The following is a 25,930-nucleotide window of genomic DNA, read 5'->3' as shown; positions in this document are numbered from 1 at the left end:
TGCGTAGCTTCTGAGCCTATCCCTTGGACAAGCACACCGTCGTCAGCCTGCCATCCGCCGGTGAACTGTGTCTGGCGTGAGAGTGAATTCCTCGTCACAAGCCCTGGTGTCGGATGGATCGAGTGCAGACACCGCGCAGACACCGCCTAAGCTGGACACGTGGATCTGTTGATTGTGGCGGTCCTGACCGGCATCGTCGGACTGGGCCTGGGCATAGCGGGAATTCTCGCGTTCCGTTTCAGTGAACGCTCCCGCGATGCTGCCGATCTGCATTCCGACGACGACCTTCCCGAGGGCATCGCCGAGGTGCTCGCCGTGCTCCCCTCGGCCGCGATCGTCCTCGACGCCGGCGATGACGTCGTCAAGGCCTCGCCGGCCGCGTACACGTTCGGCCTCGTCCGCGGCCATTCCCTGACCTCTCCCGAAATGCTGCGGGTGGTCGAGAGGGTGCGCGCCCGCGGCCTCATCGAGGAGATCGAACTCGAGCAGAAGCGGGAGCTCTCCGGCTCGGTGCTGCGCTACCTGCACGCGCGGATCGCCCCGCTCGGCACCGCGTTCGTGCTCGTCCTCTGTGACGATCAGACCGAATCCAAGCGCGTCGACGCCGTCCGCCGTGACTTCGTCGCCAACGTCTCGCACGAACTCAAGACCCCCATCGGGGCGATGTCGCTCCTCGCCGAGGCGGTCACCGACTTCGCCGACGACCCCCAGGCCGTCGAGCGCTTCGGAGGTCGGATGCAGCGGGAGTCGAAGCGCCTGACCCAGCTGGTGCAGGAGATCATCGATCTCTCCCGCGTTCAGGACCATGCCGCGCCCTCCACGACAGAGAAGGTCTCCGCCGCCGAGGTGGTCGCCGACGCCGTCGACCGTGCGCACACCCGGGCCGAGGCGAAGAACATCCACATCGAGGTGTCGACGCCGCACACGCTGCTCGTCGAGGGCAACTACGAGCTGCTCGTCAACGCCGTGCGCAACCTCGTCGACAATGCGATCAACTACTCGCCGGAGGGCACCCGGGTGGGAGTCGGCGTCGAACTCGTCGACGAACGCGTCGAGATCACGGTCACCGATCAGGGCATCGGCCTCTCGAGCCAGGACACCGAGCGAGTCTTCGAACGCTTCTACCGCGTCGACCCGGCGCGGTCGCGCATCACCGGGGGAACCGGACTGGGGCTGAGCATCGTCAAGCACATCGTCGCCACCCATGGCGGCGAGGTGCGGGTGTGGAGCCGCCTCGGCAAGGGTTCGACCTTCACGATCGTCCTGCCGCTGGCCGGTCAGGAGGCCGACGAGCACTCGGCCAGTGCCACCGCCCCGGCCGGTGTCCTGCTCACGCACTCGGCCGCGGCCGAGACTGAGCGCTCGGGGACCGCCTCGGCGGATGAGGACGACGACACTGCCACGGACGACGACACCGCCACGGACGGCGGCACACAGGTTTTGGACACTGGAAGCGAACAAAGGAAGCTCAAGACGTGACGCGAATTCTGCTCGTCGAAGATGAGGACTCGTTCTCTGACCCCCTGTCATACCTGCTCGGCAAGGAGGGGTATGAGGTGACGGTCGCCGATGACGGTTTGAAGGCCATCGCCGAGTTCGACCGCAGCGGCGCCGACCTGGTCCTGCTCGACCTCATGCTGCCCGGGGCGTCCGGGACCGAGGTGTGCCGGGAGCTGCGCTCGAAGTCGAACGTGCCGATCATCATGCTCACGGCGAAGGACTCGGAGATCGACAAGGTCGTGGGCCTGGAGCTCGGAGCCGACGACTACGTGACCAAGCCCTACTCCTCCAGGGAGCTGCTCGCGCGCGTGCGCGCCGTGCTGCGCCGCAACGTCGAGGCCGAGTCCTATGACGACTCCGTCCTCGAGGCGGGGGGAGTGCGCATCGACGTCGAACGCCATGTCGTGACCGTGCGCGGCGAAGAGCTGTCGATGCCGCTCAAGGAGTTCGAGCTGCTGGAGATCCTCCTTCGCAACTCGGGCCGGGTGATGACCCGCGGTCAGCTCATCGACCGGATCTGGGGCGAGGACTACGTGGGCGACACGAAGACCCTCGACGTCCACATCAAGCGCCTGCGCGCCAAGGTCGAGGAGAATCCGTCGGAGCCCAGGCTGCTGACGACTGTGCGCGGACTCGGCTACAAGTTCGAAGCCTGAGCACTCGGGACCAAAGCGAACGGCTCACTCCGTGCGGAGTGAGCCGTTCGTCGTCTGAGGACTGCGGGGCAGGGCCTCGGCTGGTCAGTGTCCGGAAGCTCCGGATTCGGCCGAACCCTCGCCGGCACTCGAGGACGCGCGTTCGGCCGTGCCGGAGGTCGACTCCGCGGATGCCGAACCGGTCGGCTCTTCGCTCGGGGAGGCGGACTGTCCGCCCTCGGGGCCGCTGGTCGGCTCGCCGCTCGGTACCTGGGAGGGGTCCTGGCTCGGCACCTGGTCCGAGTAGTAGGGAAGGACGTCGGTGAGGAGCTGCGCCTTGATCACGGTCTCCTCGCCACCGGCGGCGACGGTGACGTCGACGAGGTCGCCGACCTTCGCCTTCAGGTCCTCGACGATGACCGGCTCGGCCTTCGACAGCTTGCTGTCGGGGTATTGGATGAAGTCCTCACCGGCCGCCACGTTCTCCTTGACCTCGGTGCCCGCAACGCTGACGGTGACCTCGGCCGGGGACGTGCCCTCGTTGATGAGGGAGAAGAACAGCTGCGCCGGGCCCTGTCCGGACTCGTCCGCAATGAGGAGCAGGCCGCGCACCTTGACGTCGCCCACGGCTCCCGACGCGCCGTCGCCGCCGTGGTACTGGTAATCCGCCGTCTGCTGGGGAGACAGCAGAGCTGCGCATCCGCTCATGGGAACAACGAGAGCGAGTGCGGCAACTGCGAGGGCCGCGCGGTTGTGCCGTTTCATTATGCTCCTTGAAGTGGCAATACAAGATCCGTCTGTATACTACCTGGTTTTTGACCGCGTGTAGAACCCGCTTGGCGTCGACTTCTGACCCCTGCGGCAACCCCTTCGGTGGACCCACGATCGGTCTCGCATCGCCTCGGGAGCGGCGGAGCTTAGCACCTGCTGACATCCACCTGAACGATTTCTGTGGCGCGCCTCATGGTAAACTGGAAGTCCGCGAAAGGGGTTTGAAGAGAATATGAGTTTCCAGGTCGGCGACACTGTCGTCTATCCACATCACGGTGCAGCGACAATCCAAGAAATCAAGAAGCGAACCATCAAAGGTGAGGAGAAACTGTATCTCAAGCTCCAGGTCGCCCATGGCGACCTCGTGATCGAGGTTCCCGCAGAGAACTGCGATCTCGTCGGTGTGCGAGATGTTGTCGGTGAAGAAGGCGTCGAGAAGGTCTTCAACGTTCTTCGCGCGGAGTTCGTGGAAGAGCCGACAAACTGGTCCCGCCGTTACAAGGCCAATCTCGAGAAGCTGCAGTCCGGTGACGTCATCAAGGTCGCCGAGGTGGTTCGTGACCTCTGGCGTCGCGAGCAGGACCGCGGTCTGTCGACCGGTGAGAAGCGCATGCTGTCGAAGGCCCGTCAGATCCTCGTCTCCGAGCTCGCATTGGCGGAGAAGAAAGAGGAATCCGAAGCAGAGGCCATCCTGGACGAGGTCCTCGCGTCCTGAGCACCTGCGTCATCATCCCGGCCGCAGGGTCGGGAACGCGTCTGGGAAGTGCTGAGCCGAAGGCATTTGTTCGGTTGCATGGCCGAAGCCTCCTCAGTCGCAGCATAGACACCATCATCTCCTCAGGAGTTGCCACCACGATCGTGGTCGCCGCTCCTGAGGAGTCTCTGTCTCTGGCTCGTCACGAGATCGCCGAGGTGACGGCAGGCACTGCTGGTGCCGCGGACGTGGAGATCACTGCTGTGCCCGGCGGACGGGACCGCGTCGAGTCCGTCCACCTGGCCCTGCGACATGCCGCCGATGCCGAGCTGATACTCGTCCACGATGCGGCCCGCTGCCTGACCCCGCCCGAGGTGTTCCGGAGGGTCGTGACCGCTCTGAACTCCGGCGCCGAGGCCGTCGTGCCCGTCCTTCCGATGACCGACACCGTCCGTCGCGTGGGGGAAGACGGGATGCTCAGAGGCGACCTCGAACGCTCATCCCTGCGTCGGATCCAGACTCCGCAGGGCTTCACCTCGCAGATCCTCGAACGAGCGCACTCGAGCTACGACGACGAAGTGCGCGAACTCGGCGCCCGAGCCCGGGAGGCCACCGACGATGCGGGACTCGTCGAGCGCCTCGGCGTGGATGTCGTCGCCGTCGACGGCGACGAAGAGGCCCTGAAGATCACCTACCCCCTCGACCTCGTCGTGGGGGAGCACATCGCGCAGCACCGCGACGCGTCGCGAGCACAAGCATAGGCAGCACCGGCACCGCCATCAGCACTGGCACCGCCCAATCAGCACTGGCACTGGCACTGGCACTGGCACGAGAGCAGGGGGAGAGCCCATGATCATTCCGCGCACGGGACTCGGCGTCGACGTTCACGCCTTTTCGACCGATGAGTCTCGTCAGCTCTGGGTCGCCGGGCTCCTGTGGCCGGGCGAACGGGGGCTGGAGGGGCACTCGGACTCCGATGTGGCCGCGCACGCCTGCTGTGATGCCCTCTTCTCCGCCGCGGGCATCGGTGACCTTGGTCAGCACTTCGGCGTCGACCGCCCGGAGTTCGCCGGAGCGTCCGGGGTCCGTCTCCTCGCCGAGGCGGCACGCCTCGTCCGGGACGCCGGATTCGAGATCGGCAACGTCGCCGTGCAGGTGATCGGCAACCGCCCCAAGATCGGTAAGAGGCGCGAGGAAGCGCAACTGGCCCTGTCGACGGCCGTGGGCGCCGAGGTCTCGGTGTCCGGGACGACGACCGACGCCCTGGGACTGACCGGCCGGGGTGAAGGGGTGGCCGCGATCGCGAACGCTCTGGTGGTGCCCGCTCGACCAGAACGCGCGCCCTCTCAACCGCACGCATCCGAACAGGACCCTTCGGGGTTTCCGCAGCCGCACGGGGCCGAGCCGAATCCTTCGCGCACGACGGGTGCCGAGTGATGAGGGTTCTGTTCCAGGGCGCGGGCGCGGTCGGAATCGCCGGGACCGCGCTGTTCATCGACGCTCATGAAGTCGCGGTCGTCTCGCGGAATCCGCGCACCGGGTCCGCCTATCCAGAACGTCTGTCTGCGCTGACGTCGCGTCCGCGGGCGCGACGTCGGGTTCCGATCACAGCGTGGGAGACTGCTCTCGAGTTCGAGTGGGATCTTCTGGTCCTCACCACTCGACCGTGCGAATTGGACGCCGAGGTGGTGGACGCCATCGCTGTGCTGGCTCCGCCACTCCTCGCTATCACGAGTCAGGTCGAGGGCGACCTCGATGAGGCACGTGCTCGGTTCGCGCCGGCCGAGGTCGTCGTGTTCTCACCCGCGCTGGTCTCCGACCGTCCCGCTGGGACCGACGTCAGCTATTGGTCGCTTCCTGCAGGTCCGGCCTTTCTCATGGCCGGCGACTCTGTGGTCGAGAGGCGGCTGCGCCGAGAACTGGGGTCGCTGGTGCTCTCGGTGCCGCTCGCCGTTCTGCTGCGCACCCCAGCCGTGTTCATCCCGTACGTCGCCGAACTCAGTGCCCGGAATGGGAACTGGGACGCGCTGAAATCACATCTCGATCTCCCCACGGCCGCTGCCGCCGAAGCTGTCGGTGTGGTGACGGGGATGCGTGTGCCCATGAATTCCACTGCAGCCCGACTTGCATTGGAGATGGCCGAGCGCGTCCTGCCGATCGACGTCAGCGAGTACGCCGGACGACACTTCGGACGGCACCGCGGGCAGACCGTCGACATGCTTGACGGGTGGATCGAAGAGGCCGACCAGCGTGGCACTCGATCGCCACATGCGCTTCAGAGCCTGCGGCTGTCGCTTGAGGGTACTGCCGCCGAGCAGTGCCCTCGGCAATGAAGCACCGTCCGTGATCCGGAGGCGGCCGACCTCTACTTCCCGGTGACGATCAGGACCTGATCCTGAGCGCCATGGGTGCAGCGCTCGGGAATGCCCGTCGTCTCGCTCAGACCGACGCTCGCCGCTGACGCCGAGAACTGGCTGCCGACCTCCACGGTGCCCACCGCTTCGCTCGTCACGGACGGCTTGTCCTCTCGGAGAACGAACTCGGCGTCATCGCCGAAGACGAGCAGCCGTGGTTGGTCGCTATCGACGAAGGAGAAGCAGCCGCCCGGTCCGGTGATGAGCTTCCCGCTGACGGGTGCAGACTCCACGCCTGGGTCGGTCTTCGACTTCAGCCCGATCGGGCCGTTGCCCTCCGGCTCCACCTCGATCATCGTCGCCTCGGCGCTCGCGTCGCCGGTGCCGGGTTCCTCGGCATCGGTGGTCCCGGTCTCCGCTCCTTGGGCAGCCGGTCCTGGTTTCGCTGACTCAGCCGTCGTCTCGGCGGGGGTGCTCTCCTCGGAGTTCGACGGGGTCGTCGAGCATGCCGCGAGTCCCAGCGCGAGGGGAACGGCGAATGCGATCATCCACTTGGGTTTCAGTGCCACGTGCGTCCTTTCTCAAGCCAAAACCGCCATTCTTCACAACGGGCGCGATAGGTGGCAAATCCTCCGCGGGGATTCGGTACGGTCTGGTCAGACGGCGGGGGAGTGGTCTCGGCTGTGCCGTCGGGTGACGAGGATGCCGATGAGGTAGAGGGCGACGGTGAAGATCAGGGTGCCGATGATCTGGAAGCGGACGGTTTCGACGGTGAGGCCGAGGACGATGATCGCGGCGATCCCGGCCAGGGTGGCGTACGACAGCCACGGGAACAGCCACATCTTCAAAGGCAGCTCGGTTCCGGCCGCCTCGGCGCGGCGGCGCAGCACGATGTGGGAGACCAGGGTGACGACCCAGGTGACGATGAGGGTGGAACCGACGATGTTGAGCAGGATGCCGAGCACCTCGGCGGCCCAGAAGTAGTTGAGCGCCACTGCGATGAACCCGAACGCGGAGGTCGCGAGCACCGAGGGGACGGGGACGCCGCGCCTGTTGGTGGTGCCGAGTCCCGCTGGCAGCATCGAACGCTGGGACATGGAGAAGGACATGCGGGAGGCGCCGTAGATGTTGGCGTTCATCGACGACAGCAGGGCGATGACGATGACGGCGGCCAGCGTCGAGGCGATGAGCGGCAGTCCGGCGGTCTCGAGGACGGCGACGAACGGGGAGTCGGCCAGGCGTGGATCCTTCCAGTCGAGGACGGTGACGATGATCGCCACGGAACCGATATAGAGGAAGAGGATGCGCCACACGACGCCCTTGATCGCTTTGCCGACGCTGCGGCTAGGGTTCGCGGTCTCGGCAGCGGCGACCGCGACGATCTCGATGCCGCCGAATGCGAAGGCGACGACGAGGAGTCCCGCGGCCACACCGGGGAACCCGGTGGGCATGAACCCGTCGGCGAAGATACCTGCGGAGGGCTCGGCCGGCGTCCAGCCGAGCAGGAAGGCGACGCCGAGGACGACGAAGAGGGTGACGAAGGCAACCTTGATCAGTGAGAACCAGAACTCGAATTCGCCGAAGCTGCCCGAGGTCGTGAGGTTGATCGCGGTGAATACGATCATGATGATGAGTGCGATCACCCACTGCGGAATGCCGGGGATGTAACCGGCAGCGATCTGGGCAGCGGCAGTGGCCTCGGCGGCGACGACGAGGCACAGCTGGACCCACCACAGCGCTCCGACGGCGAAGGCGGCTGCCGGCCCCATGGCTTTGCCTGCGTAGTGGGAGAATGCGCCGGGGTTGGGGTCGGCGGCGACGAGCTCGCCCAGGGCGCGCATGACGAAGATGACGATGAGTCCGGCGACGACATAGGACACGAGGACCGCGGGCCCCGCTGCCTGGATGCCGGCACCTGCGCCGACGAATAGGCCCGCGCCGATCGCCGAGCCAAGGCTCATCATGACGAGGTGGCGAGGCTTCATCCCGGGCTTGAGGCCGCTGTTCGGTTCAACCGCTGTCGCGGCAGGGGAGTTTGCTTGGTGGTTGCTCACTTGGGGCATCTTACCCGGAGCGGTGAAGGCGGCGTGGCAAGGGAGCTGGGGGAGAGGGTATCCTTGCGCCGCCGGTTTCCGTGGGATGTGAGCCTTCAGCATGTCAGACATTGGTAGTACAATATGCGATATGAATAAGGTGTCGAAGCGCGAGCTCAACCAGCACACCGCGTCGGTCCTCGAACAGGTGCTGAAATCGGGTGACATCGTGGTGACTGAGCGCGGACAGCCTCGTTGGCGAGTAACTTCTTTCCGTCCGCAAGATTCCACGCTGGCTCGTCTGGAGCACGAAGGCCGCTACTCCCCGCCGTCTGAAGCGCCAGCGCCATGGCCAGAGCATCCGGGCGGTCCACCATATACCGAGGCGGAGGTTGACGCTCTGCTCAGTGATGAGCACGGTGATCACTGAATCATGAGCGTCTTCTATCTGGATTCCTCTCTGGCTCTGCGCACGATCCTTGATGTTCCCGAGCGTGAGCAGTTGAAGATGTGGATGCAGACCCCCGGTGCCGTTCACGTATCGTCTCGGTTATTGCGCACCGAGGTGATCCGCGTTTTGCGGAGGGATTCCAGGCCGTTGTCCGATGGAACGCCGCTGCTTGATCGGGTCGGGCTGATCGATATCACTCGCGAAACTCATTCAATTGCCGAGTCCATCGAACGTCACATAAAGACTCTTGATGCGATTCATCTTGCTACGGCCCTGCTGCTCGGGGACGAAGTGACGGTGGCCAGTCACGATTCGGTGATGAAGTCCGTCGCGCAGCATCTTGGCCTGAAGATCGTGGATCCCATCGAATTGTGACGGGTGGTTTCCAGAGGTATTTCGCGTGAACTGGCCGCACCGTATGAGAAAGCAGGTCGGTACGCGGAGTACTTCAGAAAGTTGACGGCACTCAACTGCGTGCGGCTCTCGGTTTCCAAATCCACCGATTCCGCCTGTATCGATTTGCCCGAGTTCATTTGGGTGCTCACCCAGACCCGCAGGGTTTCTCTGCTCAATGCGAGTTCCTTTGCGAACCGGGTGATCGCCCCGCTGGCGGCGGTCGGATAGGCCTGGGGATGGATGACGAACTCGACGGCCCGAGTCTTGAGTTCGTCGGTGTATTTCACTGGCAAGAGAGAATCTCCTTCCTCCAATCTCCCTGCTTCTATTATCCCCTGAGCGATTCACCTCGTCGCCCCAAATGCGAATGGAGTCTTGGGGCTCATTCCTGCACGCAGGGCGAGAACTTGAGCTTCCGGGCGGGCTCGACGAGGACACCGGGCTCATCCCTGCACGCAGGGCGAGAACCGAACTCATCCACTGGGCGAAGTCCGAGGGAGTGGGCTCATCCCTGCACGCAGGGCGAGAACCAGTGGCGACTCATCGGGGCTGACCTGCACCAGGGCTCATCCCTCCACGCAGGGCGAGAACAAGGTCGACGTCGCGACCGAGCAGATCCAGAAGGGCTCATCCCTGCACGCAGGGCGAGAACCAGCTGGGCATCAAGACCGGCAACGTCGCCCTGGGCTCATCCCTCCACGCAGGGCGAGAACAACCTCAGTGACATCGAGGTCACCGGACAGGGCGGCTCATCCCTGCACGCAGGGCGAGAACAGGTGGGGGCGGTTTCGTCGTTTCGAGAGTGTGGGCTCATCCCTGCACGCAGGGCGAGAACCTGCGGCGAGAGCGGGCGATTCCGGGCGTTGAGGGCTCATCCCTGCACGCAGGGCGAGAACTCATCCTCATGCCGGATGGCCACCTCTTCCTCGGGCTCATCCCTGCACGCAGGGCGAGAACCCCGGCAGGTACTACCAGCCGGTGAGCTTCACGGGCTCATCCCTGCACGCAGGGCGAGAACGCGTAGGCTCGGCGCATCCAGCGGCGATCGGAGGGCTCATCCCTGCACGCAGGGCGAGAACGACCGAATGCGTCGACTCGGGTGCATGGCGGGGGGCTCATCCCTGCACGCAGGGCGAGAACCCAACCCCGCTACACGGCGACCGTCTCATTTCGGGCTCATCCCTGCACGCAGGGCGAGAACTGGATTTCGTAGTGTTCGGCGTCTGCGAGTGCGGGCTCATCCCTGCACGCAGGGCGAGAACTCTGAGTTCCTGTTGATGCAGGGTGCTACCGGGGGCTCATCCCTGCACGCAGGGCGAGAACCCTTGCTGACGAGGGATCTTGTCGTCCCTACAGACACATTTCATACGATTTGGGCGAGTTACGTCTCCTCGGCATCACGTGCTTTCGTCCATGAAGGAGTACGCGCTCGCCGACCATTTGACGCGTTGCTCCAGCCTGTCTTCCGTGGACTGTAATTCGTTGCTGCGGTCCTCTTGATCAACGTCAGCCCGTCAAAGTCCACAGGTTCCCAGTCGTGCCGATGTACTTTGAACTCGAATCGCTGTTCGCGTCCTGAGGGAAAGACCATGATTGCGCGACCCTCTTTGCACTGATCGAGCACCCGATCCCACAGATTATCTCGGAGGCGCGCAGAGACCTGCCCGACGAAAACGCCGGGACTGATCTCAAGCAGCCATTTCGTCAGGTCGCCGCGAAGGCCTACAGGGCAAGCCGAAAGTACGAGCGTGATCATTTTGACCCTTGGCCATAGTTGACACCAGATTGAGAATTTCCTCGCGGCGACCAGAGGGAGATCACGTCTTCGGACAGCCAATCATCGAAGTCGGAAGTTCCACTACCTACTTCGTCCGCAGCTTCGTCAGCGATACCGAACAGCTCGACGATGTCTGTAACGATGCGATCCAAGATTCTGGTCTTCACGATCGAGTCTCGAAGCGCATATCGGACATCGGCGATCGGATCTATACTTCCGCCCGCCACAACTTCGAATGCGGTGGGGATAACGCTCTCGGCCTTGTACAGATCGGCAATATCGTAGACAAATGCTCGGTCGGTTCCTGTGTGAACGAAGCCGAGTCCGGGAGAACACCCAATTGACACGATGGCCGCGTGTACAATGCCATACATGATCGAGTTCGCTGCAGTCAGCGCCTGATTGATGAAATCATCGCTTGCGATCTGCCCTGGACGGTAGTCCCTACGAGTCCACGACACTCCGGTTCGGGCAGACTGTTCGCGATAAATCTGTTTGACCCGGGCGCCTTCGCGACCACGAAGCTGGGACATCGTCAATGACGAGACATCCTCACCAGGAAAACGATGGAGGAACATCTTACGAGCCACATCCAGGCGCGTTCTCTTGTTCGTGACCAATCGTGCTTGAGCTGCTAGAAGGTGAGAATTCCGAGCCATCGAGCGACCATGTGCGTAGTACCGTACTCCCTGCTCGCCTACCCATACGACCGTCACACCACAGTCGCCCAGCAGCGACATCGCTGAATGCGTCACCCGAGTTCCCGGCCCCAGGAGCAGCGTGGTGAGCATTGCGCCGGGAACATGCACAGTCCCTTCTTGATCTGTCACTGTTAACGCATTCGCATCGCGATGCAGGGTTGCACGCTCAACGTAGAGGAATGAAGACCGGTCTCTGAAACGACCCAAGCTTGTCGGTTCCGGGGGTGGTGCGCCCATACGAGAACTCATCGACGATCAGCAATCGGTTTCAATGTCAGCAGACCGCAGCCGTACCCCTTACCTCGGCCTATTCCTTGAACCATGGCACATCGCAGCGCCTCGGCGTCGGTGACCTCAAGTGATCCCTTGAAGTCGACACGTTTGATCGTGACTCGTGATCCGCCGTCTTTTCCTGGGTTCCGTCTGAATCTGCTGTCCTGACGTCCAATGACTGCGAAATCCTTGATTCCTTCGGTCTCAAGCACTGCGAAGCCGCTGGATTCGGATTTCTTCAGAAACCATTCGCTCTGGTGCTCGACCGTGAGGTGAGGACGGACCACGCCTCTACCGTCACCGTTTGGAATGCTTTTGGTGGGGTTTCCTGTGAATCTGAACTCCCATTTCTGGCCACGTGAGAGGCGGTTGAGGAATGGCCTGTAGTCAGTCGAGTCCCAAGTGCTCGTCGCCCAGGCGCCTTGTTCCCGAATGCCGGTGAAATCGGGAAGTTCTGGGCTGGACACATAGAGGACGTGTCTGGGGTGATCGGAATCAATCCTCCATAAGACTCTCCCACCATCGTGCTGGAGATTGGCGTCCGGCGGGAATGAAGCCATCACTGCCGAGTGCATTGCATGTGGGTTGGTCAGGAACTTTCGTCCTCCTCGCGTCTGAGGGTTGAGGAATATTCTCGAGAAGAATGTCATCCGGTTCTCACCACTTCGAAAAAATCGTCGAACGTGCTACTGCCATCAGGGTTGTCGACTGTGACGACGTCTTCACTGACAACTGTTCGCCAGGTATACAATCTGCGCTCCTGTGAGAAGCTCACAGGAACATCTCGGGCCGTTTGACCTTGTTCGCCTGCCTCGGAATCTCTGACGATCCTGAGATTTGCAGGATTGGGCCGACTTCTGCGGTGCCGTTCACTGGCCAGCCATTCTTGTTCACGGAGCGCGGGCAACAGCGGCAGCTCGACCATGCCGATGACCACATCGTGATTGATTGGGCAACTCCGTCGACCGAGGTAGAGTGGAAAGCGAGGGCGTCTGATCGCTTCTTCGAGGCCGGACAGAAGTTCATCCGGTCCCTCGATGCCGACGAGGAATATAGCGTCTGCCAAGTAGTAGCGTTTCGTCAGAGGCCAGGACTTGCCTGATTTCGAGTCCCTTGCAGTCTGAAAGTCCATTTCGACCGTACCCGGTTGATCGACACGGACCCCGAATCGGAGAGCAGCAAGATCGGAGACTTCGTCGGTTCGCATTCTCCCTTGAGCAGCGGCGAGCAATCCGAGAACTCCAGACTTCGTCGGTTCCAGCTCCGTGGACCTGACCGTGTACCGACTGTCATTCCCCCAGGCCTGCCAGGGGCCGGAGAACTTGAGTAGAAGCGTGGACATCATTTGCTGCTTTCGGATTCGACCAGTTCGGTGACACCGTTCACGATCGCATCAAGGGTGGCAGGCTCACCGATCTTCTCGAGTTCCTTGTTCACTTCGCCGATACCGAGGACGAACGTCTTCTTTGCTGGAGAACTGTAGGCCTCTTCGATGGCCTTGGCTTCGGCCGCAAGCCGGTTCGCGGCCTGAACACGACGTCCTCCTTCGCCCTTGTCGGAGACAGGGACCTCGAAGGCGTTGACGAAGGAAATCGGCCGGTCGTCACGAACAGACACCACCAGCGCTTCGGGCAATGTGTGATTGGCAAAGGAGTTGATCTTGCCTGTAGGCATCGATGTCACGAACGACCTCAGGAACGCCGCAACGGCCGCCGAGGTCGCCATGGTTTCGCCGAGGTTGTCCTTGAGTTGTTCGATGTTGATCGTTGCGTATCGGTAGAGGGTCGACGACATGATCTGGACGGTGCCGATCATGCCCGCGCCGGTCTCTTCCTTCTTTTCCACCTCATCATCGACCGCGGTGAAGTAGTCGAACTCGGGCTCAGCACCATGCACGCTAATGGCATGGGCGACTTGGACCGAGGCGTCGACATTGTAGTCCGGGAGATCGGCGATCATGCGGCCGAACATGGCAATATCGATGCTGTGATCGCTGTCCAAGATGCCCTGCGCGTCCCTTTTCGAGATCTTTGCGCCATTATTCTCGACGATCCAGTGTGCCAGCTTATCGATCTGATGGTTGCTCAGAAAGATCAGATAGTCGGTACGAGGAAGCTCGGGCTCCTCTTCCGAACCCTCTTTGGCTTTCGGCGGCTCGATCTTCTTGATGCCAGCACTTTTGAACGCTTCAGTGATGGTCTTGACCACAGCCTCTTTGCCAGTCGCCTCGAGCCAACTCTTGTCGATCTCCTCGATCCGAGCGATGGTGATGTCGACGATGCGTTTGGTTCGAGTGCCGACCTGAAGCTTGTCGAGTTCGTCCTTGAACTCGTTGCGGATTGCTCGCTTCCACGCCTGCGACGAAACTCGTTGACGATTCACCCCACCGAAGACGGCCGACTTCGGGGCTCCTGACTCGTCGCGGTTGATATTGCTGGGAGGAAGTGTTTGCAGGGCGTGGATATCGATGTAGAGGGACATGGCGTTTCCTTTCGAGAAGGGGAACTACTTGGACACTTGGTCGGTCTTGGGTGAGTTGTAGGAGCGCGCGAAATCACGGATCCAGCGTAGGACGGTCTGATCCCACTCCGGGAAGAGGGACGAGCGGATGTCTTCAGCGTGGTTCCCATAATTGAGTCCGATGCCGTCGGTGCTGAGAATTTCAGTGAGGCCTCTGAGATGATGCAGTCGCGTGGATGCATTGCGAGTAGTGACGATCGCATCGAATCTCTTCTTGATCGAGTTGCTGTCCCGAGTTCGGGCCAACTCACCCGCCGCATGACCGAAGCTGCGGAGAGGACTCGTGTTATTGCTGACGAAGTGCATAGGTTTCGACTGTGACTGCTGATGCACGGCATAGAGAGTCAAGGCGGTGAACGCTGCGAATTCGTCGGGCATCGTATGGCTGGGAGAATTTTCGTATCGTTGCACGAATGATTCGCCGAGGATGTCGAACGCGGCTGCCCATGCCAAAGGATTCGATTCCGCCGCTTCGCCTGCCGCGCGTCTCAGCTTTGCGAGGGTGGCTCGCGCTGCTGCAGATTTCGCCGGCGGCGATTCGAGCAAGTCCATCTGCAGACTTGCGATTGCTTTGCCGACAACTTGCCGGAGAGCCGGCTTCTCGACTGTGTTGGAGTCTGTCACAGTAGAGCTCCTTCCATTTCAGGTTTCTGCGGAGTAGATGGCAAGTGGCTGTTCAGCGGAAACAGATCATTCAGCTTCTTGTTCAGAGCACCGAATGCAGTGCCCGAGGTGATGAGCGTTTCACGGCCATCACTTGATGCGATGAAGCGTCCGATTGTGGCCCTTGGTCCAATACCGGCGATGAATTCGTTTGCAACGGTCAGGATCAGCCGTCGAGCTCTCCGGTACCAGGCGTCCTGCCACTTTTCCGGGTCGATGTCGGGGTGCCACATTCCCAGCCAATCCTTGAATGGCACGGTGAGGTCAGCCAGTACACTTTCGACCGGCTGTGGTTGGAATGTGTAGGTTTCACCGGCTGCCTGCATTACCATTCCGTGGAATCTACCCAGAGAAACTGCCGCCTCCATGGTGCGCTGAACCGCATTGAGCACGATATTGGCCCAGGGCTGTTCGCCTGATGCCAAGATCGCTGTGGCCAAGTCGAGGCGCTCATGGATTATGGCGGAAACCGAGGAATTCTGCGTTCCGTACTCGACTCCAATCATCTCCAATCCCACGACGAAAGAGCGATCGATGCGATTTTTTCGAGTCATGTCGTGCAGATGTTCGACCGTCTCTGGTGCCCGAGGCTCTTCACCAGGAGGAAATCCGTTCGATACAGACTCCCTGATGATGAGCGGTTGTATTCCTTTCCACATCGTGCGTTCCAATGGGTGGCGCTGAGGCATGTGCACTTTCTGCGACTTGTTCGACTGGTTCTTCGAGAATCGGTAGCCGGTCATTGGGTCGGCGTGCTGGTTCTTGGTTTCGATCTTGTCGCCATTGCAGACGAGCACCGCGACGATATGTGCAGAATCCTCGATCAGACGAATGCGTCGCGACTGCCATGTGAGTTGGTCACAAGGGCCATCGGGCATCATTGACAAACGAGCGGCTGCGTTTTGAGAGTCACGCTCCCATGCAGGAAGGTCCTCATCTCCGGAGTTTCGGCTGAGCCATTGTGCGGGGGTATTGAGCAGAATCGTCTCGTACAAGTTGGAGCCATGAAGAACGACCCCTCCGGTTTCTCCTGCCCAGCCGGTGCCGATGGGATACCCTTTGCCTCCCTTCACTCGTTTATCACCCACCGCTCCGGACTTGATTCCGCTGTAGTCCCAGGCCTGTGTTGCGACGAGACGACGAGCCGCTTCAGCAAGCTCCAAGTTCTCCGTGCATGCGCCGACGCTCATGCTCAGGAACTCCGACTCGCAATCGCTCATGATCTGTCGTGGCGACTTGAACTCTCCCTTCTCCGTGTGAAGGTCAGGGACCTGCATGAATGGTTGTTCGGGATCGAGTAGGTCGAATCGGTGCTTCCACTCATCCAGGTAATCGGTGATTGCTGGAATGGCTGATCCATCACCGTTAGAGTTCCAGAGTTCTTTCCACCATGATCTCGGATCGCTGTGTTTCGAACTACCGGTGAGCCATGACCGCCAGAAGATCGTGAGGAGGATTCGGAGGATGGCGTAGCTCTCCGTCGGCTGTTCTCCAAGAAGCTCTCGGATCTCTTTCGCCCTGGCAAATACATCAGAGATCGACAGTTCTTCAATGACCCCGTCACGCCGCAGGCAGATGATCCATGGTTCGTCGACTAAGTTGAAAGTGTTTCTTTCGCCTGATTGTCTATTCACGATTGGTCCTCGATCGATTCGTTCTTGATTTCGTGCAGTCCCAGAAGTTCGTCATAGCGCAGGGTCTTGCCCGCAACAACACATGAGAAGTCATCATCGAGTTCGAGTGCCAACATGCCACCGAGCAGGTAGGACTTTCTCCACCCGGCGTAGGTTTGCGATTCGAGTTGGTCGGTCACCTCATTGAATAGATAGTCTTTTCCGAACTTGTAAGGAAGACGCACAGTACACGTGGCCAGCAGATACGAAGAGCTTGTATCTGGTTCTCTGTCGGGGAACAGTGTCGGCGGATCCTCGTCATCGGCAAGCCATGGAAGCACTCGATACCCCGACCCGTACCTCTGGACTACGATGACTTCGATCGTCGGATCGGAACCACGCACGATAGCCTCGCCCCGAATCTCGCCGGAGGGACCATCAAGTTCGTTGTCGGCTCCCTGAGTTGGGAAAGCCTCCGCGATCGTGGTTGCTGGATAGCCGTTGGAGGTGAGCTGCAGTTGGAACGTGCGTGAGCGTTTTCGGCTGGTTTCTACAGCTGTGTTATGTGTGTTGAGCGCCTCCTCGACGATGTCCGTATGATTCGGGAACATGGTGCCATCCCCATACGCGAGTGAGACCAGTCGAGGAATGTCTTGAGGAATTCTCAGCGGCGTTCCGGACAGGATATCGCCGAGCTGCCACCAGCTTTTCAGCAGGATGTATTCGGAATAGATGAGAGTCAGTGACCAGTGAAACGTGGGAGGCTGAGTGAGGACGGAATGCGATGAAATTCCGCGCACCAGGATTCGTGGTTGACGCGTCCACCTCGGGCGATCGATTTCAGGGCGCTGGTGGCGGTGAAGGCGACCGGTCCGCTGTAAAAGGAGGTCCATGGGAGCGAAGTCGGTCACGATGAGATCGAAGTCGAGATCCAGTGATTGTTCCACCACCTGCGTTGAGACAAGCAGTCTACGGAACGGGCGGTCTTCACCTCGGTGTGCGTCGGCACCGAGCTCTTTGCGCAACCGCGTCTCCTTGTCGACCCGAGAGTTCGCGGTGAAACCAGCATGGAGGAGCTCCGCGCACTTTCCGAAATTTTCCCGAAGGGTAAGGAATGTCTCCTGCGCTCGAGCAACGGTGGTGCAGAGGACAAGCACGCAACCGCCTTCATCTTTGAAAGGTGAGAGTGCGTCGAGGAGCGAGGCCGTGGAGTCGTCGATGACACTGACTTGAACAGTTGTCGTTGCAGTGGGTTGTGGGACTTCTATCGTTCGTCGTTGGCCGGCGCGATCGACTGTGGTCAATCGTGGATACTCCAATGGGTCAGCCTCGGGCAGCAAAACTGCATCACTGCGCGGGTGCAATCCTCGTTGATATGCAGAGATGAGGGAGTCACGTATGGCTGGAGGGAGGGTGGCCGAGAGAAGCACAATCGGGACTCGGTACGCACCCAGCCACTCCAGTGCAGCTTCCAGATAGGAATTCATATAGGCGTCATACGCATGCGCTTCGTCAATGATGACGACCTTCTGAGCCAGGCCCAAGTGACGAAGCATGACGTGTTTGGACTGAAGCGCTGAGAAGAGCACCTGGTCAATAGTGCCCACCACGAAATTGGAGAGGATCCCCTTCTTCCGGCCCGAGAACCACTGGTGGGCAATGACATCGCCCTGCGTCTCGGAGTGGGCCCCCGTGCGATTGCCGTAGTCGTCGCCGATCGGAGCGTAGGTCACTTTGGGAAGCTGGCGGAACCACTGATTGAGGTTGTTCTTGGAGTGTCCGAGATACATCGAAGCGATCGTATCGGGATGGGTGACAATCGCAGCCCAGGCCAATACACGCTGGAATAATCCGTCGGTCGTGGCCATGGTGGGGGCCGCGAAGAAAATGCCGTTCTTGTTCCAGCGATGGGCGAGAATTTCTGCCACTGCCAATGCCAGCTCGGTCTTGCCTTGGCCCATGGTTGCCTCGACACACATCAGCATCGGAGGATCTGTTCGTCGTGCCTCGTGGAAGGCCGAGTCCTGGACATCGAATGGAGTTCGCTCGGGTGGCCAGGAGAAACGATGACGGTAGAAGTTGCTCGCCGAGGTGGTGCTGCCGTTGTCGGGGTGCCATTTCTGGGGAAGGTTCAACCTCTCCCACGCGGTGTCGATTCGGTCAGGTAGGACCTGGTCCAGCGGGAACAGTTCCGCGCTGGATGCGATCCAGTCGGCCATGAGAACAAGTCCGGTCAGCATGAACTGTACCGGAGCTGAGAGTCTGATCGTGGAGAGACGTTCTAATGCCGATTCGGCGTTCGTATAGGTGGTCATGTGGTCGAGGAGCGTGGTCTGAGCGTCTTTCCATGAATGAGTGGCATTAAGGCGGCTCTCGTCCATATTTCTCGAGGCGTGACTGAGTTTGTTTGAGAACGGAGGGAGACCATGGTGTGAGCCAGCCACGGATGCGAACGTCTCGGCCTCGTCGATCTCCATGCCGAATCTCGCACACAAGTAGCCCTCGACGATCAGTTGGCTGAAGTGGGAATGCGGAACCTTGTCGTCTTTGGATTTCATCTGCGGAAATCCGAATCCGGCACGTCTGACTTTTTCGACTTTGCTGCGGCCTTGAGGTGTGTGGTCGACCTGAGACTGGAATTGCCAAGTGGCCTTGCCTACGTCATGACAACCGATGATCCATGCAACGAGGTTCTCTGTACTGATTGGGCTGAGTTGGAGTTCGGACTCGATCCAGTCAGCGGTGCTCTTGGCAACGTATGTCCGCCATAGTTTGCGTGCGACATCGGCGCTGTCTTCCATGTGCTGGACGAGTGATAGCGACTGGTCCTCTTCGGACAGGTACTTGGCCCACAGGGCACGCACAGTGTCGAGCTCCATCGTCTTCTGCCTCCTATGTCAGCGCTGACGTCTAAGGTTTGGGTAGTTGCCGGGCTTCGCCTGGAACGCGGGTTGTGAGGTGGCCCCGGCAACTGATGACAACTGTAGCAGGATGTTCGGAGACTCGTCTAGAGCAATGTTGGATAAGTTTTGAGATCCACCGTTGCTGATCTGAATCGTTCTGCTTTCCTAGTTTGTTGCTGATGCTTGGCTGGAGCGGAAGCCAATGCAGTATGACGATCAGCGCAATTTCAACTTGCTCCAATCCCCGCAGAAGCGGGGCCAGAGATCCTTGCCGGAGACTCTTCGAGGGCAATAGGGTCATCTCCGCACGCGGAGAATTTAGGGCACGGACGATTCTATCAAGCGAGCGGGACCAGCGAAATAAACCTCTGTGCTCGCGGGGCGGACTTTTGTGGAGGCCGTCCTGACTGCCTTCCACTGGGCTCATCTCCGCGGGCGCCGAGCGGACGACTTGTTCTCGGCGTTCACGTCGCCGCCGATGAGCTCATCTCCGCACGTGCGGAGCGGACACCCCGAACCCGCAGGCCCTCATGCCCGTCGAGGGCTCATCTCCGCACGCGCGGAGCGGACCAAGACGGACAGCCCGGCATGATCGTCGGCCCGGGCTCATCTCCGCGGGCGCGGAGCGGATCACAGGTCTACCTCCGCTACTACCCGGGCCTGGGGCTCATCTCCGCGCGCGGAGCGGACGAGTTTCATGGCGGCATTCGGGTCGGCGACGGGGGCTCATCTCCGCAGGCGCGGAGCGGACGACTGGTACCTGACTTGGGGCAGTGCAGGCAAGGGCTCATCTCCGCAGGCGCGGAGCGGACCTGTGGATGCAGTGGACGGCCTGGATGGTGTCGGGCTCACCTCCGCAGGCGCGGAGCGGACTGGGAGTGCCGGAGGGCGCACGCTTCGATGGGGGCTCATCTCCGCAGGCGCGGAGCGGACCGGTGTTGTGTGCGGCGAACGTGCTCGCCTGCGGGCTCATCTCCGCAGGCGCGGTGCGGACGCAGCAGTGGCCGTCGCAGAACCCGCCGTGGAGGGCTCATCTCCGCAGGCGCGGAGCGGACGTACACGGAGTACGCGGCAGGGTCGGCTTCGGGGGGTCATCTCCGCAGGCGCGGAGCGGACGCCGGGCTGCTGACCGGGCTGCTCTCGTCGGCGGGCTCATCTCCGCAGGCGCGGAGCGGACATGGTTTCCCGGTACGGACACGACGGTGAGGCGGGCTCATCTCCGCAGGCGCGGAGCGGACCGCGTTCCACCATTCGGTGGGCACAACGCGGTGGGCTCATCTCCGCAGGCGCGGAGCGGACGACGGTGACCGGGACTTGGTGCACCTGTACTCGGGCTCATCTCCGCAGGCGCGGAGCGGACCGACTTCGGACAGTACGCACCCGTAATCGCACGGGCTCATCTCCGCAGGCGCGGAGCGGACCTGCTCCGAGACTCTGCCGCACCTGCTCCGAGGGGCTCATCACCGCAGGCGCGGAGCGGACTTTGTCGGGGATACCGGCGGCGTTGGTGTGGAGGGCTCATCTCCGCAGGCGCGGAGCGGACGGTGGCTTCGAGGACGGTTTCGGAGATGGGGAGGGCTCATCTACGCAGGCGCGGAGCGGACCACCAGGAGCAGCCGGGCGGCTGCTGATTTGGGGGCTCATCTCCGCAAGCGCGGAGCGGACACTGGATGAAGTGGTCTCGTCTTGATCGGGTCGGGCTCATCTCCGCAGGCGCGGAGCGGACTGCGACCCCCAGTATGGCGACCGCCCCGCTCGGGGCTCATCTCCGCAGGCGCGGAGCGGACCAGTCCATCGAGCTCGACTCCCTGGCAGGGACTGGGCTCATCTCCGCAGGCGCGGAGCGGACTTCGGGGCCGTCACCGACTCGTCCAGAATGGCGGGCTCATCTCCGCAGGGGCGGAGCGGACCTGACGGCGACGATCGACGGGGAGCGGTCCACGGGCTCATCTCCGCAGGCGCGGAGCGGACGTGTGCCCAGGAGAGCCGCCCGAGGAGCCAGAGGGCTCATCTCCGCATGCGCGGAGCGGACCGGGGTCCATCCAGATCGCGTTCGATCCGTCTGGGCTCATCTCCGCAGGCGCGGAGCGGACTACAGAGCCGGGATGGGAATCAAATACAGCAAGGGCTCATCTCCGCAGGCGCGGAGCGGACGCCTTCGTCTGCACACCGACGCGCAGCCGAGGGGGCTCATCTCCGCAGGCGCGGAGCGGACGACCTGCAGGAGCTCGCGCTCTCGCCGGACAAGGGCTCATCTCCGCAGGCGCGGAGCGGACCGAAGACCTCGGCCATGAGATCCGCAAGCTCAGGGCTCATCTCCGCAGGCGCGGAGCGGACTGGTGAGTTCGTCGGCGGCTTTGATCGCGGCTGGGCTCATCTCCGCAGGCGCGGAGCGGACTGCTCAGCACCGGATGCTCACAAGGCGATTGGGGGCTCATCTCCGCAGGCGCGGAGCGGACTAGTCACCTTTGCTCACGGTCTCTTTGCCGTAGGGCTCATCTCCGCAGGCGCGGAGCGGACCCCCCCGGCGACGACAATCCCCCGGCCAACGTGGGGCTCATCTCCGCAGGCGCGGAGCGGACGAACGGTGCGCACCCGTCGAGGTCGGCACCTGGGGCTCATCTCCGCAGGCGCGGAGCGGACCACCGCCCAGAAGAACGCCCTCGTAGGCCCCTGGGCTCATCTCCGCAGGCGCGGAGCGGACTCGCTGGCGACGGTCTCGCGGTAGGCGGTGACGGGCTCATCTCCGCAGGCGCGGAGCGGACGAAGATCACCCCGAACGACCCACTGTGGTCGAGGGCTCATCTCCGCAGGCGCGGAGCGGACTCGTATCGGGGGTTGTCGGCGACGTGGGTGCGGGGCTCATCTCCGCAGGCGCGGAGCGGACCGCTGCATCGCCCCGAGACCAGGCGTGCATCGAGGGCTCATCTCCGCAGGCGCGGAGCGGACTCTGTACGACCGGCATGTAACGGCCCGCGTGGGGGCTCATCTCCGCAGGCGCGGAGCGGACGCTACCTGCAGGGCGAGTCGCATGTCATGCTCGGGCTCATCTCCGCAGGCGCGGAGCGGACTTGTTTGCACGTTTCGGTGATGTGGCAAAACGGGGCTCATCTCCGCAGGCGCGGAGCGGACGGAGTTGGGGCAACGCTCCAACCGCACTCGGCGGGCTCATCTCCGCAGGCGCGGAGCGGACCACCCACCACACCGAAAGAGAGACACAGCCATGGGCTCATCTCCGCAGGCGCGGAGCGGACGGGTGAGCATGTAGTCTTCTTCGCTCATGGCCGGGCTCATCTCCGCAGGCGCGGAGCGGACGCTGCAGCCGCACCTGCGGACGGGTCATGGAGGGGCTCATCTCCGCAGGCGCGGAGCGGACGTGTACTCAGTCATCGTTCTGTCCTTTCGCTAGGGCTCATCTCCGCAGGCGCGGAGCGGACGTGTACTCAGTCATCGTTCTGTCCTTTCGCTAGGGCTCATCTCCGCAGGCGCGGAGCGGACCAAGCACTACGAGTATGGGAAGGAGATCGGGGTGGGCTCATCTCCGCAGGCGCGGAGCGGACTCGTCGTATCGGTGGAGTAGGTGGATTTGGAAGGGCTCATCTCCGCAGGCGCGGAGCGGACGGTCGCTTTCATTCGCGACGAAATCGTTCCTCGGGCTCATCTCCGCAGGCGCGGAGCGGACTCGAAAGTCACCCCGAACGGGCAGACCGTGCGGGGCTCATCTCCGCAGGCGCGGAGCGGACCCCAAGGATGCCTTGTGGCTTGAGGCGCAGCAGGGCTCATCTCCGCAGGCGCGGAGCGGACGCCCTCGTCGTCGGCGGACTGAGCCGATTCCGGGGCTCATCTCCGCAGGCGCGGAGCGGACTTGACCAGGTAGTCGAGTGGAGTCGTTATGGTGGGCTCATCTCCGCAGGCGCGGAGCGGACTACACGCACGGCATGGAACGAATCACCAATATGGGCTCATCTCCGCAGGCGCGGAGCGGACCCAACCCTCCACCACGCAGACAGGACACGCGCGGGCTCATCTCCGCAGGCGCGGAGCGGACCCGACAATCCTCATGGAGGGACTCGCAGAGCAGGGCTCATCTCCGCAGGCGCGGAGCGGACGACTCAATGGTCGTAGCGGCACGGAAACTCGCGGGCTCATCTCCGCAGGCGCGGAGCGGACGACTGGAAACGCTTCCTCGACTTCGCCAAGGGGGGCTCATCTCCGCAGGCGCGGAGCGGACCCCGTACAAGTCCCAGGCGACCGCCTACCGCGCGGGCTCATCTCCGCAGGCGCGGAGCGGACCCCGTACAAGTCCCAGGCGACCGCCTACCGCGCGGGCTCATCTCCGCAGGCGCGGAGCGGACCCGAGGACGGGAATGACGTAGTGGTCCGGGCTGGGCTCATCTCCGCAGGCGCGGAGCGGACCGTCCGCCGGAGTCGATGGAATATCAGCCATGGGGCTCATCTCCGCAGGCGCGGAGCGGACGCTCCACCACGGACCGGGAGACTGGCAAGGAGGGGCTCATCTCCGCAGGCGCGGAGCGGACCACACATGTTACCGTGCCACTGGCGTCGAGTAAGGCTCATCTCCGCAGGCGCGGAGCGGACTGCCATGGTTGATCTCCTCAGCGCTTGTTGTGGGGCTCATCTCCGCAGGCGCGGAGCGGACATAGATGCCGGTCGCGTCGATTTGCTGGCCGGGGGCTCATCTCCGCAGGCGCGGAGCGGACGGCCTGCTTGGTGGCCTGCTGTGCGGCTCGTCGGGCTCATCTCCGCAGGCGCGGAGCGGACGCCCCGATCAGAAGCTACGCGAACGCCCAACAGGGCTCATCTCCGCAGGCGCGGAGCGGACCGGGTCGAACTCTCCGACTACCGCGCCTCGGCGGGCTCATCTCCGCAGGCGCGGAGCGGACGTCGGAGCCTTCTTATCCTCGGGGATCTCCGGGGGCTCATCTCCGCAGGCGCGGAGCGGACTGCCCTGACGGTTGCGGCCAGGGCACCGGAGCGGGCTCATCTCCGCAGGCGCGGAGCGGACCCCTTGGCTGCGTTCACGGCGGCACTGATGCCGGGCTCATCTCCGCAGGCGCGGAGCGGACGGACGAACCCCGCTGCTTTCGCTTCGATTTCGAGGCTCATCTCCGCAGGCGCGGAGCGGACGACGACGAGGACAACTGGACCTGGCACCCCGCGGGCTCATCTCCGCAGGCGCGGAGCGGACCAACAACGTAGAGGAGACCACCTCCGAAATCATGGGCTCATCTCCGCAGGCGCGGAGCGGACCCGGGGATGACGAACGTGTCGATGATGCACTTGGGCTCATCTCCGCAGGCGTGGAGCGGACAGGCGATGAGCGCGGAAAGAAACGTGAACGCGGGGCTCACCTCCGCAGGCGCGGAGCGGACCAGGTCGGCGCACACGTGCCCCGTGTCCGGGTGGGGCTCATCTCCGCAGGCGCGGAGCGGACCCGACCTCGCTACCGACTTGCCGCCGAACCTCGGGCTCATCTCCGCAGGCGCGGAGCGGACGCGATCGCCAATCAATCCCGAGATCCATCTCGGGGCTCATCTCCGCAGGCGCGGAGCGGACTCCGCCCGAGAAGCTGCCCGAGTACCGGTCGGGGGCTCATCTCCGCAGGCGCGGAGCGGACATCGTTTCGTCGGAGAGTTTGAAGCCGATCGAGGGCTCATCTCCGCAGGCGCGGAGCGGACCTGCGACATATCGACGTTGTCGGCTGCCCACTGGGCTCATCTCCGCAGGCGCGGAGCGGACTCGCCGTTGGTGGTGAGGCGTTCACGCCGAATGGGCTCATCTCCGCAGGCGCGGAGCGGACAACCAACGTAGATGCCGTACACGGAGGACTTCGGGCTCATCTCCGCAGGCGCGGAGCGGACGCTCGACCCACCTGCCCCACGAACCACGAGTCGGGCTCATCTCCGCAGGCGCGGAGCGGACTTGCCCGTATGCGCGGGTGTGGCTGATTTCTGGGGGTCATCTCCGCAGGCGCGGAGCGGACTGGGTTTCCACACACCCGCATCCTCACCCGATGGGCTCATCTCCGCAGGCGCGGAGCGGACTCGACCGAGATCATGTAGGCGGACCCGCGGTAGGGCTCATCTCCGCAGGCGCGGAGCGGACGAGGTCGACAAGCTCTCCGCCGGCGACTTCCAGGGCTCATCTCCGCAGGCGCGGAGCGGACCCGTCAACCGACAGAGAGAACGTGTGAACCCCGGGCTCATCTCCGCAGGCGCGGAGCGGACGCCCAGTAAGTGGTGGCCGTCTCCGGCGAGGGGGGCTCATCTCCGCAGGCGCGGAGCGGACGTCATTGCCCGAGCGGATGATTTTCACGTCAGGGGCTCATCTCCGCAGGCGCGGAGCGGACGAAACCCCGCTTGTCCGTGTGCTTGCCGTCCGGGGCTCATCTCCGCAGGCGCGGAGCGGACGTGCGGGCCTCACTCATCAGCGTCGCCACCTCGGGCTCATCTCCGCAGGCGCGGAGCGGACGACTACCCGAAACCGTGGACCAGTATTTGGGGGGTGCCCCTATATTCATTGGTAGGCCCCATGGTGGGGTCTGGTCGCTGGTCCTGGTATGGCTATTTTGCCCTGTTATTGATGATCCGGGGGGTGTTGCCGCCAGGAATCCAGGACACGCGTT

General features: G+C 62.8%; 19 protein-coding genes and 2 CRISPR repeat arrays. Of the genes, 8 read left to right on the top strand and 11 right to left on the bottom strand.

The window, feature by feature from the left end; translation table 11 throughout:
• Nucleotides 1-159 precede the first annotated feature (159 nt).
• Together RIT73_RS06910 and RIT73_RS06905 are read left to right on the top strand one after the other, a co-directional pair.
• Complete coding sequence (locus RIT73_RS06910; RefSeq protein WP_309131332.1) at nt 160-1,479, top strand: ATP-binding protein; 1,320 nt, start codon at nt 160-162, stop codon at nt 1,477-1,479.
• Nucleotides 1,476-2,156 (top strand): response regulator transcription factor, encoded by a 681-nt coding sequence (locus RIT73_RS06905; protein ID WP_309131331.1) that lies wholly within the window; start codon nt 1,476-1,478, stop codon nt 2,154-2,156. The genes RIT73_RS06910 and RIT73_RS06905 overlap by 4 nt, the downstream gene beginning before the upstream one ends.
• Nucleotides 2,157-2,240: 84 nt before the next feature.
• Here the strand turns inward: RIT73_RS06905 and RIT73_RS06900 are convergent, their stop codons facing one another.
• A complete protein-coding gene (locus RIT73_RS06900) occupies nt 2,241-2,900 on the bottom strand; it encodes a hypothetical protein (protein ID WP_309131330.1) in 660 nt (219 codons plus the stop codon).
• A 238-nt stretch (nt 2,901-3,138) separates the two neighbouring features.
• On the opposite strand from RIT73_RS06900, the gene RIT73_RS06895 reads away from it, so the two are divergent.
• The 4 genes from RIT73_RS06895 (at nt 3,139) to RIT73_RS06880 (ending at nt 5,933) form a co-directional block, all read left to right on the top strand.
• The gene (locus RIT73_RS06895; protein WP_113903757.1) at nt 3,139-3,621 is read left to right on the top strand and encodes a CarD family transcriptional regulator; all 483 of its coding nucleotides are present in this window, start codon (nt 3,139-3,141) and stop codon (nt 3,619-3,621) included.
• Nucleotides 3,618-4,361, top strand: coding sequence for a 2-C-methyl-D-erythritol 4-phosphate cytidylyltransferase (gene ispD / locus RIT73_RS06890; RefSeq protein WP_309131448.1), 744 nt, complete (start codon nt 3,618-3,620; stop codon nt 4,359-4,361). The genes RIT73_RS06895 and ispD overlap by 4 nt, the downstream gene beginning before the upstream one ends.
• Nucleotides 4,362-4,449: 88 nt before the next feature.
• The gene (gene ispF, locus RIT73_RS06885) at nt 4,450-5,037 is read left to right on the top strand and encodes a 2-C-methyl-D-erythritol 2,4-cyclodiphosphate synthase (RefSeq protein ID WP_309131329.1); all 588 of its coding nucleotides are present in this window, start codon (nt 4,450-4,452) and stop codon (nt 5,035-5,037) included.
• Nucleotides 5,037-5,933 carry a hypothetical protein gene (locus RIT73_RS06880; RefSeq protein ID WP_309131328.1) on the top strand — a complete coding sequence of 299 codons (897 nt, stop codon included), beginning with the start codon at nt 5,037-5,039 and terminating at the stop codon, nt 5,931-5,933. The genes ispF and RIT73_RS06880 overlap by 1 nt, the downstream gene beginning before the upstream one ends.
• A 32-nt stretch (nt 5,934-5,965) precedes the next feature.
• On the opposite strand, the gene RIT73_RS06875 is transcribed toward RIT73_RS06880, so the two are convergent.
• Nucleotides 5,966-6,523, bottom strand: a complete 558-nt coding sequence (locus tag RIT73_RS06875) for a hypothetical protein (protein ID WP_309131327.1) — start codon at nt 6,521-6,523, stop codon at nt 5,966-5,968.
• Nucleotides 6,524-6,610: 87 nt separating this feature from the next.
• On the bottom strand, nt 6,611-8,017 hold the full coding sequence (locus RIT73_RS06870; RefSeq protein WP_375294982.1) for an amino acid permease: 1,407 nt from the start codon (nt 8,015-8,017) through the stop codon (nt 6,611-6,613).
• 121 nt (nt 8,018-8,138) lie between these two features.
• On the opposite strand from RIT73_RS06870, the gene RIT73_RS06865 reads away from it, so the two are divergent.
• Both RIT73_RS06865 and RIT73_RS06860 read left to right on the top strand, forming a co-directional pair.
• Nucleotides 8,139-8,417, top strand: coding sequence for a type II toxin-antitoxin system prevent-host-death family antitoxin (locus tag RIT73_RS06865; RefSeq protein ID WP_309131325.1), 279 nt, complete (start codon nt 8,139-8,141; stop codon nt 8,415-8,417).
• Between the two features lie 3 nt (nt 8,418-8,420).
• The gene (locus RIT73_RS06860; RefSeq protein ID WP_309131324.1) at nt 8,421-8,813 is read left to right on the top strand and encodes a type II toxin-antitoxin system VapC family toxin; all 393 of its coding nucleotides are present in this window, start codon (nt 8,421-8,423) and stop codon (nt 8,811-8,813) included.
• 399 nt (nt 8,814-9,212) lie between these two features.
• Nucleotides 9,213-10,157: a CRISPR direct-repeat array (repeat unit 29 nt; unit sequence GGGCTCATCCCTGCACGCAGGGCGAGAAC).
• Nucleotides 10,158-10,215: 58 nt separating this feature from the next.
• On the opposite strand, the gene cas2e is transcribed toward RIT73_RS06860, so the two are convergent.
• The 8 genes from cas2e to cas3 are packed head-to-tail and all read right to left on the bottom strand — an operon-like array spanning nt 10,216 to nt 19,260.
• Complete coding sequence (gene cas2e / locus RIT73_RS06855) at nt 10,216-10,590, bottom strand: type I-E CRISPR-associated endoribonuclease Cas2e (protein ID WP_309131323.1); 375 nt, start codon at nt 10,588-10,590, stop codon at nt 10,216-10,218.
• Nucleotides 10,587-11,549 carry a type I-E CRISPR-associated endonuclease Cas1e gene (gene cas1e / locus RIT73_RS06850; RefSeq protein ID WP_309131322.1) on the bottom strand — a complete coding sequence of 321 codons (963 nt, stop codon included), beginning with the start codon at nt 11,547-11,549 and terminating at the stop codon, nt 10,587-10,589. Before cas1e ends, cas2e begins: the two co-directional genes overlap by 4 nt.
• An 8-nt stretch (nt 11,550-11,557) precedes the next feature.
• Nucleotides 11,558-12,235: a type I-E CRISPR-associated protein Cas6/Cse3/CasE gene (gene cas6e / locus RIT73_RS06845; protein ID WP_309131321.1), complete on the bottom strand. Its 678-nt coding sequence runs from the start codon at nt 12,233-12,235 to the stop codon at nt 11,558-11,560.
• Nucleotides 12,232-12,927, bottom strand: coding sequence for a type I-E CRISPR-associated protein Cas5/CasD (gene cas5e, locus RIT73_RS06840; protein ID WP_309131447.1), 696 nt, complete (start codon nt 12,925-12,927; stop codon nt 12,232-12,234). Before cas5e ends, cas6e begins: the two co-directional genes overlap by 4 nt.
• Nucleotides 12,927-14,066: a type I-E CRISPR-associated protein Cas7/Cse4/CasC gene (gene cas7e, locus RIT73_RS06835; protein ID WP_309131320.1), complete on the bottom strand. Its 1,140-nt coding sequence runs from the start codon at nt 14,064-14,066 to the stop codon at nt 12,927-12,929. Before cas7e ends, cas5e begins: the two co-directional genes overlap by 1 nt.
• Before the next feature lie 24 nt (nt 14,067-14,090).
• Nucleotides 14,091-14,729, bottom strand: a complete 639-nt coding sequence (gene casB / locus RIT73_RS06830; RefSeq protein WP_309131319.1) for a type I-E CRISPR-associated protein Cse2/CasB — start codon at nt 14,727-14,729, stop codon at nt 14,091-14,093.
• Nucleotides 14,726-16,402 carry a type I-E CRISPR-associated protein Cse1/CasA gene (gene casA, locus RIT73_RS06825; RefSeq protein WP_309131318.1) on the bottom strand — a complete coding sequence of 559 codons (1,677 nt, stop codon included), beginning with the start codon at nt 16,400-16,402 and terminating at the stop codon, nt 14,726-14,728. Before casA ends, casB begins: the two co-directional genes overlap by 4 nt.
• Nucleotides 16,399-19,260, bottom strand: coding sequence for a CRISPR-associated helicase Cas3' (gene cas3, locus RIT73_RS06820; protein ID WP_309131317.1), 2,862 nt, complete (start codon nt 19,258-19,260; stop codon nt 16,399-16,401). Before cas3 ends, casA begins: the two co-directional genes overlap by 4 nt.
• A gap of 443 nt (nt 19,261-19,703) precedes the next feature.
• Nucleotides 19,704-25,777: a CRISPR direct-repeat array (repeat unit 29 nt; unit sequence GGGCTCATCTCCGCAGGCGCGGAGCGGAC).
• Between the last annotated feature and the right edge of the window lie 153 nt (nt 25,778-25,930).

Source organism: Brevibacterium sp. (genome assembly GCF_031179145.1).
Lineage (GTDB): Bacteria > Actinomycetota > Actinomycetes > Actinomycetales > Brevibacteriaceae > Brevibacterium.
The sequence above is the reverse complement of the archived record's forward strand: the minus strand, read 5'-3'. Positions and strand labels throughout refer to the sequence as shown.